This is a genomic window from Paraglaciecola psychrophila 170, from assembly GCF_000347635.1.
Taxonomy (GTDB): domain Bacteria; phylum Pseudomonadota; class Gammaproteobacteria; order Enterobacterales; family Alteromonadaceae; genus Paraglaciecola; species Paraglaciecola psychrophila.
Genome location: NC_020514.1, coordinates 2330450 through 2345795 on the forward strand (window position 1 = coordinate 2330450; position 15346 = coordinate 2345795).

General features: G+C 41.8%; 11 protein-coding genes. 5 read left to right on the forward strand and 6 right to left on the reverse strand.

Going from position 1 to position 15346, the window contains the following annotated elements; genetic code table 11:
* Positions 1 to 10: 10 nt before the first annotated feature.
* Positions 11 to 244: a polyphosphate kinase 2 family protein gene (locus C427_RS10185; RefSeq protein WP_007636385.1), complete on the reverse strand. Its 234-nt coding sequence runs from the start codon at positions 242 to 244 to the stop codon at positions 11 to 13.
* A gap of 120 nt (positions 245 to 364) precedes the next feature.
* On the opposite strand from C427_RS10185, the gene recC reads away from it, so the two are divergent.
* From recC to recD, 3 genes are read left to right on the forward strand one after another with little or no spacing between them, the layout of a single operon-like run.
* Positions 365 to 3904 (forward strand): exodeoxyribonuclease V subunit gamma, encoded by a 3540-nt coding sequence (gene recC, locus C427_RS10190; RefSeq protein WP_034898875.1) that lies wholly within the window; start codon positions 365 to 367, stop codon positions 3902 to 3904.
* Positions 3901 to 7932, forward strand: coding sequence for a UvrD-helicase domain-containing protein (locus tag C427_RS10195; RefSeq protein ID WP_007636382.1), 4032 nt, complete (start codon positions 3901 to 3903; stop codon positions 7930 to 7932). The genes recC and C427_RS10195 overlap by 4 nt, the downstream gene beginning before the upstream one ends.
* Before the next feature lie 7 nt (positions 7933 to 7939).
* Positions 7940 to 9949, forward strand: coding sequence for an exodeoxyribonuclease V subunit alpha (gene recD, locus C427_RS10200; protein WP_007636381.1), 2010 nt, complete (start codon positions 7940 to 7942; stop codon positions 9947 to 9949).
* 163 nt (positions 9950 to 10112) lie between these two features.
* Here the strand turns inward: recD and C427_RS28815 are convergent, their stop codons facing one another.
* Both C427_RS28815 and C427_RS10210 read right to left on the reverse strand, forming a co-directional pair.
* Positions 10113 to 10325, reverse strand: a complete 213-nt coding sequence (locus C427_RS28815; protein ID WP_034898871.1) for a tyrosine-type recombinase/integrase — start codon at positions 10323 to 10325, stop codon at positions 10113 to 10115.
* Positions 10312 to 11208 carry an integron integrase gene (locus tag C427_RS10210; RefSeq protein WP_007636379.1) on the reverse strand — a complete coding sequence of 299 codons (897 nt, stop codon included), beginning with the start codon at positions 11206 to 11208 and terminating at the stop codon, positions 10312 to 10314. Before C427_RS10210 ends, C427_RS28815 begins: the two co-directional genes overlap by 14 nt.
* A gap of 28 nt (positions 11209 to 11236) precedes the next feature.
* Between C427_RS10210 and C427_RS10215 the strand changes: the two genes are divergently transcribed.
* A complete protein-coding gene (locus C427_RS10215; RefSeq protein ID WP_081602678.1) occupies positions 11237 to 12193 on the forward strand; it encodes an IS1595 family transposase in 957 nt (318 codons plus the stop codon).
* Positions 12194 to 12269: 76 nt separating this feature from the next.
* Complete coding sequence (locus tag C427_RS10220) at positions 12270 to 12479, forward strand: site-specific integrase (protein ID WP_007637127.1); 210 nt, start codon at positions 12270 to 12272, stop codon at positions 12477 to 12479.
* 168 nt (positions 12480 to 12647) lie between these two features.
* On the opposite strand, the gene C427_RS10225 is transcribed toward C427_RS10220, so the two are convergent.
* The 3 genes from C427_RS10225 to C427_RS10235 form a co-directional block, all read right to left on the reverse strand.
* A complete protein-coding gene (locus C427_RS10225; RefSeq protein ID WP_007637129.1) occupies positions 12648 to 12890 on the reverse strand; it encodes a hypothetical protein in 243 nt (80 codons plus the stop codon).
* 166 nt (positions 12891 to 13056) lie between these two features.
* The gene (locus C427_RS28205) at positions 13057 to 13365 is read right to left on the reverse strand and encodes a TonB-dependent receptor domain-containing protein (RefSeq protein WP_269079244.1); all 309 of its coding nucleotides are present in this window, start codon (positions 13363 to 13365) and stop codon (positions 13057 to 13059) included.
* Positions 13341 to 15209 carry a TonB-dependent siderophore receptor gene (locus C427_RS10235; RefSeq protein ID WP_015430781.1) on the reverse strand — a complete coding sequence of 623 codons (1869 nt, stop codon included), beginning with the start codon at positions 15207 to 15209 and terminating at the stop codon, positions 13341 to 13343. Before C427_RS10235 ends, C427_RS28205 begins: the two co-directional genes overlap by 25 nt.
* Positions 15210 to 15346 lie beyond the last annotated feature (137 nt).

The following is a 15346-nucleotide window of genomic DNA, read 5'->3' on the forward strand; positions in this document are numbered from 1 at the left end:
CAACGTATGGCTAAAAGTAACACTGGGTGGTTTCTTCTTCGGTAGGTTTAGTTAAGGCTACAATACGCACAACTCTGGGATTGAGCTTAGCGGTGATTGTTTTGATTGCACCGCCTTTACCTGCGGCATCTCTGCCTTCAAAAAGCACTACCACTTTCTGACCCGTTTTTTGCACTGATTCTTGCAAATGGGCCAGTTCAATTTGTAACTTAGCTAAGTGTTTTACGTATTTAGATTTTTTCATCCTTTCAACCTTTCATCTTTTCACTTGTTCAATAAATATCTGTTAAAAAATAATTTTAAAATTAAAGACTTTGATAAACTAAAACTCTACATCCTTAGCCTCAAGAAACATACTTTATTTATGCTGTATCTGGTTCAGTCAAACAAAATGGAATGCTTAGCAGATAGTTTAATCAGTTGTTTGCAAGAAACTGCAGGGTGCGGGCCGCTAGGGCACGGTACATCTGTATTTGAGTCAGACCAAATATTGGTGCAGAGCCCGGGTATGTCGCAGTGGTTAAAAATCCAAATAGCTGAAAAACTGGGTATTGCGGCGAATATCGACTTTCCGCTGCCATCAAGTTTTATTTGGCAGTTGTACCAACAACATATCCAACACTTACCTGAACAATCAGCCTTTACCAAGCCAAATATGACATGGAAACTGATGTCGATATTGCCCACTATGCTTGAGCAACCTGAGTTTGCGGCAATAGAACAGTATTTAAAGGATTCACAACCTCTAAAGTTATATCAATTATCCGGTAAAATTGCGGATGTGTATGACCAATATTTGGTTTACCGACCCGACTGGATCATACATTGGGAAGCTGGCCATAATGACCTTCCTGATACGAATGATTTAAGTATTTGTGAGTCTCATCCATGGCAGCCCATTTTATGGCGCGCTTTGGTAACCAATAGCAAAGATTTGGGTGAGTCACCTTTTCATAGAGCCAATTTACATCACACTTTGCTTGAAGCCTTACATAATCCAGTTAATCAAAAAAGCACGGCTGAAGCGGAAAAACCTCTCATGGTTTTTGGTATTTCAGCCATGCCAATGCAACAACTAGAAGTACTCAGTGCTTTGGCTGAAACACGGGATGTGTTGATATTTTGGTTTAATCCTAGTCAGCATTATTGGGGCGATATAGTGGATAAAAAAACCCAGGCTAAAGCCCAACTTAAAGCGATAGACAATTCAGAACTGGCCGGAGTCGAGTTTTTAGATATAGGCAATCCACTGTTGGCTTCTTGGGGCAAGTTAGGTCGAGATTACCAAGATATGTTGCTGAGCTTTGAATTGCAGCAACAAGACTACTTTGTTGATATCCATCCAGAGTGTCTGCTGCAGCATATTCAATCAGATGTGAATCAATTACAGTTTAGAGCGACAGCAGATGAACTAGACGCCAGCGAGTTATTATCCAACGGTAAAGAGTATCCTAAAGTTGAAATTACGCCAACAGACAGTTCTTTACAAATCCATGCATGTCACTCCAAAGTACGTGAGCTTGAAATTTTGCACGACCAATTGCTCATGCGTTTTAATGACAACCCCGATTGGCATCCCGGTGATGTGATTGTGATGATGCCCGACGTTGCCACTTATGCGCCTTTTATCGAAGGGGTGTTTGGTGCTGTAGAACATCATTTAGCTATTCCTTATGCCATATCTGATCGCAATGTGGGTCAGGTATCACCATTATTGAGCAGCTTTTTACAATTGATGAAATTGCATCAAAGCCGCTTAACGTTATCTGAAGTATTGTCATTACTTGAAGTACCCGCGGTGCAGCGCAAATTTGCTATCGACCCACAAGAATTTGAACTATTACAACATTGGTTAACCGATGCGGGTGTGCGCTGGGGCTGGAACGACCATGATAAACAGCGCTGGGATTTACCGGCAGAAAAACAAAACACATGGGTGTTTGGTTTACAGCGATTGTTAGCCGGTTATGCGATGGCAAGCACCGAGTTGTACCAAGGTGATCAAGACTTAATTTCGGCTTATGCTGATATTGAAGGCCAGCAAGCCGTGGCTTTAGGTAAGTGTTATCAGTTTACTAGTGCACTATTAAAGGTATTGGCATTTTGCCAAAATCAACAAAGCAATCAACAGAATCAACAGAATATACAGCAGAAAGTTGAGCAAGCCCTTGAATTGCTAGCTGAGTTGTATGATGCCGATGAAACAGAACAAGCCGACATGCTTATCCTTCGAGAAACCCTCGAAAAAATGTTAGTCCACAGTCATCAATATACACAACAGATTGATCAAGATGTGTTTGTCAGTGAGCTACAGCAAAATATTCAGGAAAATGGGGTAGGCCAGCGATTTTTAGCGGGTTATGTGAATTTTTGTACATTAATGCCTATGCGTAGTATCCCTTTTAAAATGGTGTGTTTGTTAGGCATGAACGACAGCGATTATCCTCGTCAAAGTGTGCCTATGGGGTTTGACCTGATGCGTTTGGCTCCTGCTAAACGTGGTGACAGGTCACGCAGGTTAGACGACCGATACTTGTTTTTAGAAGCTGTGTTGTCGGCCAGAGAGCAACTGTATTTTAGTTATCAAGGTTTTAGCCAAAAAGACAATAGCCCTTTAGCACCCTCTATTTTGCTCAGTGAGTTAATGGAATATTGCCAACAAGGGTTTTGTTTGTCAGGTGAGTTAGGTTTAGACGTCGAGCAAACCGAAAAAAACCTGCTGGCCCATTTAACGATTAAACATAAATTACAGCCTTTTAATCAGGCTTATTTTAAGGTTAAGGGTAAAGTTAATGGCGAGGACGCCCAAGCTCACAACAAACCTGAGTCTTATTTAAGCTTTAACAAAAAACAACAAGCCATTGCCGAGCAGTTGCAACAACCCTCACAAGCGTTGATGTTTAATGCTGAGCCGTTGACTCAGTCCTTAGAGCAATCTCCTCAACTTGAGCTTGAGGCTATGATCCAGTTTTTCCAAAACCCTGCTAAAGCATTTTTTATCCAGCGATGGCAAACCCGTTTTTATCCATTAGGGCAGCAAAGTAGTGATGAAGAACCTTTCTCATTTGATGGTTTAGATAGATATAAATTAAACGAAAGATTAGTGCAGCATTCTCTTGCTACGAGCCTTAAAGACACTTCTGAGCTGGTTATCAACGAAGATAGTGTAGAAAGGGTAAATAGTGCAAAGAGTAAAGAAAGTGAAGAAAAAGCTACTTTAGCAAACCAAGAGATAGAACAACCCACTACTATCATTAGCTTATTGAACGAACTCAGAGCAGAAGGCAAGTTGCCCGCAGGGCAAAGCGGAGAATTGGCGCTTAGACCATTAGTGAAACAAAGCACGCAACTAGCCGAACAAATTAATGAACTCAATACATCGCTCACTCCAGCGCAAAGTGTTGATATTGAGTTGTTGGTTAATAATGTGGTTCTAGTTGGGCGTGTTGACAGCCTGTATGCACAAAACTTAATACTCTGGCGCGCAGGAAAACTTAGGGCTAAAGATCGTATTGCTTTGTATTTACAATGGTTATGTTTGTGCGCTGATGTACCCAAGGTTGGACTCAATCAAGCATATTTTATCAGCACTGAAAAATTGTATTCACTACCTGTGATTGAGAAACAAACAGCCCTACAACAACTGGCTATTTGGCTTGAACATTGGCAGCTAGGTGGCGAACAAATACTCCATTTTTACCCAGAAGCCGCTTGGCAATGGGCAACGAGTCAGGACATAAACAAAACCTTGAGCACATTTAAAGGCAATGACTTTGCCGCAGGCGAGGGCACCGAAGCCCACATTCAGAGAGTTTGCCCAGACTTAACCCAGCGTTTTGAACCTTTTAGCCAAATAGCAGAGGCGTTACTTTTACCTCTTGTTGAATTAGGTGATGCAAAATGAGCTTTACTCCAATTCTCGATGGGGCGCTTAATTCCAATGACATCGCGCCATCGGCTGCCATGCAACCTCTTGATACGTTCACTTTCCCTTTGTATGGCGCTTCGTTAATTGAAGCCAGTGCTGGCACAGGCAAAACCTACACCATCGTTAATTTGTATATTCGTTTGTTACTTGGCCATGGCTGCGAACCTTTGGGAGTCGAGCAGATATTAGTGGTGACCTTCACCAATGCCGCCACAGGTGAATTAAAAGAGCGTATTCGCCAGCGTTTACGTAAAGCCTATTTAGACTTTTTTGCTAGGACCAGCAAAGACACTTTTATTCAGCAACTTATTGAGCAAAGCGACAACGTTGAACTCGATTGCCAGCGTTTAGCCTTAGCCAGTAAACAGATGGATGAGGCCGCGGTGTATACCATTCACGGCTTTTGTCACAAAGCACTCACCGAGCACGCTTTTGAAAGTGGTGCTATGTATGAGCAGAGTTTCATATTAGATGAAAGTGAATGGCTGAAAATAGCTGCTGAGGATTATTGGCGTAAACATGTGGTGACTTTGCCACAATACACCTTACAGCTATTGCTAAAACATTGGGCGACACCTGATGCCATGATTAAAGAGATTGGTCGCTTGCTTAGTCAGCATGCCACGCCGCATCAAACAAAAGATATTGATTCGGCTATCAAAAGTGTGGATCAATATGCCCAGCAGGTAACCAAGCTTAAACGTTGGTGGTTATCAAATGACGTTAGCCTACAACTTAGCAAGGCTAATCTGAATGGTCGAGCTAAATTAGGCAAGTTACCCACATTACAAGATATGCAGGCATTTTGTAAAAGTGACTTATTACAAATAGATTTTGACAAAACGGGTTGGCAGCTCTTCTCCCCTGAACAAATAGCGAAGGCGGCTAAAAAAGGCAGTGAGGACTTATCCCACTTAGATTTTAGCCAGTTTGAACAATTACAAAGTATGCTGTTACGTTGCCAACAAAACTTAATCTTAGCGTTTAGCCAACACGCGATGTCGGTGGTGTCGACTAATCTTAAATCTCATAAAGACATGTTACATTTGTTATCGCCTGATGACCTATTAACGGGTTTGCAACGCGCTATAAGCCAACAAGCTGGCACAGATGACAATACGTTGGCTAACACCATTCGCCAAAAGTACCCAGCGGCATTGATTGATGAATTTCAAGATACCGACCCAGTTCAGTTTGAAGTATTCCAAGGCATTTACGGCTCTTCTCAGCAAGAGCCTGATTTGGGGCTTAGTGACAAGAATAGTGATGAGGATATTGACAATAATAGTGGTGAGAATAGTTTTGATAATAATTCCAAACTGAGTACCGAGATTAAGCATGGTGCTGATTCCAAGGGTAGCTCAAGGCTGTCAACATCCTGTTGGATCATGATTGGTGATCCCAAACAGGCTATTTATGCGTTTCGTGGCGCAGATATTTTTACCTATATCAAAGCCAAAGAGTGGGTGAATAATAAGCGGCATTTTACCCTAGCCACTAATTGGCGTTCAGCGCCGAAACTCGTCAATGGCATTAACCAATTATTTGGAACCAGCCGCAAAGGTTTTCTATTTGAACAAAGTATTCCTTTTTACCCCGTAAAAGCAGGGCAAGATTTTGATGGGTTAACTGTGCAGGGTAAGGTAGTTGAAAGTTTGGACTTTCAACATTTATGCAGCAGCGAAAACTTACCTATTTCAGCCAGCGATGCGTCTAATCAGCTAGCCATATCCACGGCCAATCAAATATCTCATTGGTTGCAGTTAGCCCAAACAGACCAAGCACAGATCAAAAATCGGGCTATTACTGCTGGAGATTGCTGTGTTTTAGTGCGTAATCGTAATGAAGCGCAAGTGATTAAAAATGCCTTGTCAGCGGTGAATGTGGCCAGTGTGTTTTTGGCTCGTAAAAGTGTGTTTTCTACCCAGATTGCAGCCGACGTATTTAGATTACTCAAAGCCCTTAGCCAACCTACAGATGAAAGACTATTAAAAGCAGCCTTGATGAGTGAGTTGTTTACGTTTAACGCCCAGCAGCTAGATACTTTATTTAACGATGAATCAAGCTGGCAAGATGTGTTAGAACAACGTTTTTACTGGCATCAAACCTGGCAAAAACAAGGTTTGATCCGCGCCATAAACCAAGTGCTACAGCACTTTAATGTCGAACAAGGTTTGATTAAACATCAACCCGATGGTTTAAGGCGCGTGACTGATTTACGCCATTTAACCGAGTTATTACAACAACAAAGTTTACAGTTGGTGGGCGAAGCACAGCTTATTCACTGGTTTGAAAGCTGTTTGTTAGAGCCCGATCACAACAGCGACAATCAACAAATGCGTCTAGAAAGTGACGCCAATTTAGTACAGATTATTACCTTGCATTCATCTAAGGGGTTGGAGTTCCCGTTAGTGTTCATCCCTTTCGCCAGCAGTTATAAAACAGCGCAACAAGCTCTGTATCACAATGATGAACAGCAGCTTGAAGTCGACTTTTTGATACAAGAACAAAATCTTCAAAAAGCAGATTTTGAGCGTTTGGCCGAAGATATCCGTTTGTTTTATGTGGCTGTCACCCGAGCCGTTTATTATTGCTCTATTGGTGTGTGGAATATCACTTTAGGCAAAAGCAAAAAAGTATCAGGCTTTGGTCAATCTGCTTTGGGTTGTTTGTTGATGTCGGCTAAAGATCAGCCTGATAGTCATACACAAGAGCATGCTAAAGTAGCCATTACCGACCAACATATCAGTCAGCGCATTCAAGCCTTGTCTGCTAAATGTGACTTGTCATATCGTCACTTTACTCAAGCGCAAAGCGAATCACCTCAAGGGCTTGTGTCACAAGACAGTGATGCCGAACTACCTAAACTCAAAGCCTTAAATCTAACAAGGCCAGTTAGCAGGGCATGGCGTTTAACCAGTTATTCAGCCATTAGTAGTCAGCAAGCACACTTGGATATGCCTGCACCGGGGCAAGATGAAGGCCAAGACCCAGTGCTAAATCTATTGTTAAACCAAGCGCAGGATGAAGCACTCACTGAGCAATCATCATTAAATTCTGAGCTGGCGCAAAACCCCTTTAGTTTTGAGCGCGGCGCCAATGCAGGTTCGTTTTTACACGGTATATTAGAAAATATAGATCTGCAGAAACCAGAACAGTTGGCAGAGGTGATCACTCAACAATCCATTTGGTTTGGTATTGGAGAACAATGGCATGACTGCTTAGAAAACTGGTTAACAGATGTATTGCTTGCACCCTTTAATGTCGAAGCAGAAGCTGAACAAGTAACAGAAACTAACACCCAAACGCCCAGTATCAGTTTGTCTAAGTTATCTGCGAAACAAGTCAAAGTGGAAATGGAATTTCACATGCCTTTGCATGAAGTCAAGGTAAGCGACTTCAATCGCATCATCAATCAGTATTCCAAACAACATAAGCGTGACTACCAGTTTGAGCAACTTAATGGCATGATCAAAGGTTTTATCGACTTAATGTTTGAATTTGAAGGCAAGTTTTATGTCGCCGATTATAAATCCAACCACTTAGGTGATAGTTATGACAGCTATCACTATTCGGCTATGGAACAAGCGATGACAGGGCATGATTATCACTTACAAGCCATTCTCTATACCTTGGCTTTGCATCGCTGGCTAAAATACAAACTACCTAACTATGATTATCACACCCATATAGGCGGTGCTTATTACTTATTTATAAGGGGCATGAGTCAAACAGAACCCGGCAACGGTGTGTATTTTGTGCTACCTGAAAAACCAATGATAGAAGCATTAGACGATTTGTTCTCCGGCAAACCATCATCAAAAACAGAACAAGGTAATAACAGCCCTGAGCCTCTTAAAGAACTTGAGACAAAAAACAGCCCTGAGCCGAAAAGCAGCCCTGAGCCGAAAAGCAGTCCTGAGCCGAAAAGCAGCCCTGATCCCAAAGATAAACCTGAGCCCAATAAAAACCCGCAACAACAAGGACAGTTAGACTTATGGTAAACCCCCTATGTTGATGCAAGTTCAAAACAATTCAGCCTTAAAAGACGGTCTTGAGCAATTGCTTAAAATGTCAAAAATACGTGCTATCGATATGGCATTTGCAGACTTTATTTACAGTGAAGAGTCGGCCCAAGATGCTTCAGACACGTCAGCTAGAGAATGCCTAACTATGCTGTCAGCTTTCGTGAGCGCCCAATCAGGTGAACAACACAGCTGTATTGATTTAGAAAAACTAGGTCAACCATTTTTAGGTGTATACCGTTTTCCAGAATTAAGCACGATGCTCAGTTATATTCAAAACGCAGTTACTTTCGCACGCTTGTCTGCAACGGGTATTAGCTTAAATGAACCAACAGCAAAACCCATTATCTTACAAGATGGCAAACTATACTTGCAGCGATATTGGCAATATGAGTCGCAATTAGCCGCTATAATCAGAGAAAAAGCGACTAAAACACTCGACTTGGATATAACGGCTGCAAAAGTTTTATTAAGTGATTTGTTTGATGAAGAACATAATAATGCAGAACAAGGGCAAACTCTAGATTGGCAGAAAATAGCGGTATGTATCGCTGCCAGCCAAAAACTCAGTTTTATAACAGGTGGTCCCGGTACAGGTAAAACCACCACAGTCACAAAGTTGTTAGCGTTATTACAAGGACTTGCCGCTCGAAAGGGAAATGTCCTCAACATACAATTGGTCGCGCCAACAGGCAAAGCCGCCGCTAGACTCACAGAATCTATCAGCGCAGCAAAAATAAAATTACCAAACGCTTTACAAGCAAACCTACCGGAACAATGCCAAACCATTCATCGTTTATTAGGTGCTAAACCACAGAGCCCGCATTTCAGAGCCAACGCCATTCACCCATTACATTTGGATGTACTGGTGCTCGATGAAGCATCAATGGTCGACTTACCTTTAATGGCAAAACTATTCGCCGCATTGCCAAAAGATGCGAAGATCATCTTGTTAGGCGATCAAGACCAACTCGCCTCAGTAGAAACAGGCAGTGTGTTATCTGATATTTGCGCTGCCAGTGACTTACAAGGTGATAACCCCAACAATGCTTTATTGATTTACAGCGATGCTATGCAGCAACACCTAACTAAGTTGATTTATTTACCCACTTCAACGGCTATACCCAATTTGGAAACCAACACTTCAATAACCAAGCGAAGTGATATACGAGGTAGTGTTATTCAAGATAACGTGGTGAGGTTACTTAAAAGCCATCGATTTGGTGAAAACAGTGGTATTGGCCAATTGGCCAAGCAAGTTAAAGTAGGGCAGGTTAACCAGAGTATTAGTTTATTAAATGATGAACAATTCACCGATATTAACTGGCATCAACCTATACAAACTACACCGCAAACCGTCGCAAACGAAATATTAAAAACACTTATCACTCAACTGTTGCCGATTTATCAACAATACACCCAAGCCATTCAACAAGGTGACCTACGCCAAGCATTTAAATATTGGGATCAACAACAAGTATTATGCGCACAAAAAAGTGGATACTGGGGTGTTACGCAGTTAAATGCTCTGATTGAGAGCGAACTACACAAACAAGGCTTAATCGATAACACCAAAGATTTCTATATCGGCCGACCCGTCATGCTGTCGAAAAATGATCACCAACTGAAGTTGTTTAATGGAGATGTAGGCATAGTGATGCCAGACCCTGACAATGCGGCTTTAACTAAAGTGTGGTTTGTTACGCCCGAGGGCGACTTGCGCGGATTACTACCTAGCCGATTACCTAGTTTAGAGACGTTGTATGCGATGACGATCCATAAGAGTCAAGGGTCGGAATTTGAGTCGGTTTATTTATGTTTGCCGCCTATTACAGTTAATAATCAAGGGCGAGGGTTGAATCGAGAATTGATTTATACGGGACTAACTCGGGCGAAGAAGCAGTTTATGTTATTTGCAGAAGCTAAAGCGTTGAGTGTGAGTTTGGGGCAGCAATGTGTGCGGGGAAGTGGTTTGGCTGGGCGGTTGTTGGGGTGAAAATTGATGCTCTTTTATTTCTTAGACCCAAACCTTTGTATTGTGTAGTAGCAATCGCCATAGTTATTTTTATTAACTTTTTTATCAACTCTTTAATAAACCGTCCATTGTAGATAGTGCGTGATGGCTAATCATTTTTAAATGAATTATAACGAATGACTCGTTAATTGTTTCTTGTTATTTTGTTAAAAGTAAGATGCTGGTCAGGCAAATCAATAGGGCTTATTGTGCCTGCTCGCCTACTGCCCACTACATGCGTATATATTTCTGTGGTTCTGAGATCAGCATGACCCAATAATTCTTGTACTGTCCGAATATCCGCCCCTGATTGTAATAATCGGGTTGCACAAATTTGTCTGGAGCTAAATTTGAACATCCGCAGGATGGCCCGAAGGGTAAAATGCAAGGACGTATTTTATAAATGAGTGGCGAAACGTATGTGCAGTCACCCGTTTCATCACACCTGATTTAGATACAGCTTGCCTTAAATACTTGGCGTAAGAAGTTTCATGTATATGATGACGGCAAATGTAACCATCAATTGGGTGTGTGCAACGCACACTTGACGGAAACAAAAATTGCCAGCTCATTTGCTTAGCAGCATTACCACATTTTCTAATTAGTGAAGGGGGAAGAGATGCCATACCAAAACCTTCGCACATATCTTTATCATGGCACTTCTTAGCAATAGCCATCTGATTTTTAATAGAATCAGCGAGCGATTGTGGCAACAATGTATACCTATCTTTTCCACTAAATACAAAAATGGATTGATTTATAAAATCAATGTCTTTTACACGTAGACGCAACGCCTCGTGCACCCTTAAACCACAACCATATAAAATAGCTGTTATCAGCCAATACTTACCCAACATACATTTTAATATTTTTTGCACTTCTTCAGCATTTAACACAGTAGGTAGATTTCTAGGCTTTTTAGCATAACCAAACTTCAGATTTTTAAGCTCTCTATCCAATACATGTTTATACATAAATACAATCGCACATAATGCTTGATTTTGTGTGGCCGCACTAACGCCTCTAGAAACAGCAAGGTGAGATAAAAATGTCTCTACCTCTTTATTGCCCATTTCATTTGGATGCTTTAAATGATGAAAACGAATAAAGTACCTTGCCCAATACAAATAAGACTTTTCAGTTTTCAAATGTACTGTTTTGTGCGAATAACCGCTCGAATTGATTCTATAAAAGGTGACATATTGACTTCCCCAAGTGCTGTATATATAAGGGGTATCCACTTACCTCCACCTATGTCAATATGTAGTGGTGGCTATTTCATTAAATTCACTAAAATCGGGTAAAGATTATCCCGGAAATTGGACTCAGTTTTTACAATGGTTTCCGGATGATAATGCATGCCTTCAGTTTCTGGAGCACTTACGTTGGCCCTCTGGTTTTGTATGCCCACGTTGTCTCAAATTATCCAAACCTTATCATTTAACTCGCGGCCGAATGATGTGTCCTATATGTCGATATCAAGGCACGGTGACAGCAGGTACATTATTTGAAAAAAGCCGAACTCCCTTAACTAATTGGTTTGCCGCAGCTTGGTATATCACTAATGAAAAACACGGAGTGAGTGCGTTAGGTCTGCAAAGGTTACTTGGGTTAGGTAGTTATCAAACTGCATGGACAATGTTGCATCGTTACCGGCGGGCGATGGTCAACCCCAGTCGCGGAAAATTATCAGGTTTTGTCGAAGTAGATGAAACCTACGTGGGTGGCTCTGATAAAGCGAAAACCCGTGCTCCTTGTGCCCAAAGTAAGAAATCAATTGTGGCTATAGCGGTTGAAATTAAAAAGCCCAAGGGATTTGGCAGAATAAGGTTAAAACGTATTGAAGCGGCAACGCAAGTTCAATTACATTCGTTTATACAAGAAACGATAGAGCCCGGTTCAGTCGTCCAAACAGATGGTTCAAGTGCCTATCATAGAATTCATGAGTTTGGTTATGAGCGTAATAAGCTGGTTCAACTTGGGTCTAAAGAGCCTGCCCATGAGACGTTAGTCGGTGTGCATAGAGTTGCTTCACTATTGAAAAGATGGATATTAGGAACTCATCAAGGCTCAGTAGGGCATGAACATTTAGATAGTTATCTCGACGAATATGCCTTTCGTTTTAATCGTCGAGCATCTAATTCACGTGGTTTACTATTTTATAGATTGCTTGAACAAGCGGTGGTTACACCACCCGTTAGTTATGAAAATATCAAAAAGCGCTAAACACAACATGTAGTGGGTAGTGGAGCTAACAAGATACCCCTTATATTAAAACAGTACTTATTACTAAGGAGCAAGGATGTCTAACTCGCCATTTTTAACGTTAATTTCGGATACCATGTTTGAGCGTCGTTATGCAAAAAGGACGATTGAAACGTACTTAATTTGGATAAAAGGATTTATTTATTTTCACCATAAAAAACACCCTGCTCACATGGGGGATACTGAGGTTGAAGCGTATTTGAATCACTTAGTGATAAACAAAAATGTCGCTGCCAGCGAAATTTGAGCACCGCCAATGTCATGCCGGTTTCAAGTCTTAACCCATATTTTGCCTTGTCTTTTTCTCCGTGCTCTCTGTGGTGAAAATGCTTTAGCTCTGGTGGTTGTTTCTTTCCCGCCTAAAGGCGGTCCTACATTTCAAGTTTTTGCTGTCGTTAACTTACAACTATCGGGGTCAGAACAAAGTTAAATTAACTCTTACGCCACCTCCTTCCTGCGGCGTACACAATAAATCGACGTAATAAGTCATTAATACCCAAGCATGAATATCAACTCTACACTTAATAGAAAGCTCTTTTAACCAACCCACATAAGCAAAAAAATTTTGTTCACTACCCAAACAAATTTGACGGTTATTACCCCGTTGAATAATATGCTGTGCAATACCAATTGGGCAGGTACACGGCAAAGGACTCATAGGATGTCCTTATCTTTGAGTTAAGTCAGCAACAAGGTTAGCCTATGCGTTATTTAACGTTGTTCTGACCCCGATAGTTTACTGACCCCGATAGTTTATTTAACGTTGTTCTTACCCCGATAGTTCTGCCCCGATAGTTTCTGACCCCGATAGTTTCTGCGTTATTTTACCAGCTATACCTCACACTAAGTTCAGCGCTAAGGGGCGCTCCAAAAAATCCTTGGTTAAAAAAGTCTATGCTAGAATAATACTTTTTATCAAATAGGTTATTCACGTTCGCAGTTACTTTTAATTGGTCAGAAATATTATAGCTAGCAAACACATTAACTAAAGTGTAGCCGTCTTGTTTAAATGTTTCATCGTTCGGACCAACGTTGGGATTTGATATTTCGCTTTGCCAGTTAGTATTTAAGCCCGTGCGCACCTCCTCGTTTATGTCATAAAATACGCTTACTCGTAACATATCGTCGGGCAAGTAAGGAGTGTATGCCTGCCGTCCGCATCTTCGGCGTCGTTATGCGTGTAGCTTAGGTACAACGTAATATCGTCAGTTGGCTTACCGTTTAGCTCCATTTCGTAGCCTGTGGTTTTAGCGCCTTCGATGCCTATTGACGCGAATGTACCGTCGGATAGTGGCTGATCATTAATTGGATCACGCGCGGCTACGTTGTCTTCTTCTACTTTATAAACGGCAAAACTTGCGGTCAATTTCTCGTTTAAGAAGTCGCCTTTAATGCCTGCTTCAATATTTGATCCTTCGACGGGATCTAAACGCTGACCGTTGACATCTTTTGCGTTCTGCGCTTGAAATATTTCAGTGTAGCTGGTGTATATTGAAATGTTGTCGTCCACATCAAACACGAGTCCTGCGTAAGGTGTAGTAACTGAACTGTGGTCAAAATTGCCGTTGTCACCTTCAAGCTCATAGCTACTAATGCGATTACCCACAATAAGTGTCCAGCGGTCGTGCAGGTTCAACTGCGCGGCTGCATATACTCCCTTTTGTGTTTCGGTGTTATTGTTAGTTGCGGGTGTAGAGCCAAATATTGGTCTCTCAATGCTGCCATCCCAGCCAAACAAACTGTCAAGTTCAATGGTATTGGTTGCATAAAAAGAGTCAGAGATAACATCTTGTTTTGAATAGAGTACGCCAGTGGTTAAGCGGTGTTCGCGTCCTAATAAGTTGAATGGTCCACTGGCCATTGCTCTGAAAGCGGTTTGCTTGCGGTCGGCTAAATAACGCAGCGGAAAATTGCTTAAGCCTAAACCTGTGGCGCTGTCTGGCGCGTTATATAAATATAATAATTCTCCGTCCATTTCATTTTCTCGGCGCTCAACTTCTACCTGAATGTCCCATTCATTTTCGAAGGCATGTTCAAATTGTAAAAATGCATTTGTGCCTTCACGCGCCCACTTTGTCCAGTCGGTACCGGTGGTTTGACTCACAGGTAAGTTGTCGGCTTGAGTACCGTCTGAATAGAACAAAGGCAATGCACCCCAGGTACTTGCTTTAGGATTGCGTTCGCTGTGATCTAAACCTACCGTTACTCTAGTACGGTCAGTTAAATCAGCGCTCACTACACCATAAAGTAAAAAGTTTTCTTTTTCGGCCAAATCAATATAGCTGTCGCCCTGCTCATAAGAAGCCGCAAATCTTCCCTTTATTGTTTCTTCTTCGTTTAGCGCCAATGATTGGTCGAGCTCAAAGCGTAAATTGCTCCAAGAGCCAATCTGCGCGCTTACATAGCCTGCATCTTCTATTGTTGGGCGCTTTCGAATAAGGTTAATGGCAGCTGAAGGCTCTCCGGCTCCTGTCAATAAACCGGTAGCTCCACGCACTATTTCGACGCGGTCAAACAAAATGGTGTCGGTAATGGCGTCGCTGAAGAAGCTGTTATACACCACCGGGATACCGTCAAATTGAAAGTTACTGATTTCGCGTCCCCGCGCTCTGAAAAAGAAGCGGTCGGTTTCTGCTTGCTGGGTTTGGATACCAGGAGCAAAAGCCATCACGTCAGCTAGCGTTTCTAGCGAGAAGGCATCTATAAATTCGCTGTCAACCACTGAAATAGACTGTGGGGTTTGTCGTAAGGTCAGTGCCAAACCAGTGGCTGAGCTTGCTTTGTCTAAACGGCTGCCGGACACGGTAATATGTTCAAACATCTTATCTTCTATTTGCTGATTGTTTGACTCTGTGCCGTTAGGACTGGCTTGCGTGCTTGTGGGTTTGAGACTTGCTGCATTATTGGCAACACTTTGGGTGGCGGCCAACGAAGAAATAACTGCAATTGAGATTACACTCATGTGTGAGGGTTTCATAAATAGCTCCTTAGTAATAGTTAGGTACGAGGAGTGTAAATATTATATTTAATAATGCAAATGATAATTATTAGCATTAATATTAGTTGTAGGAATAGGATAGTTTTCATTGTAATATGCAAATGATTTAAATTATG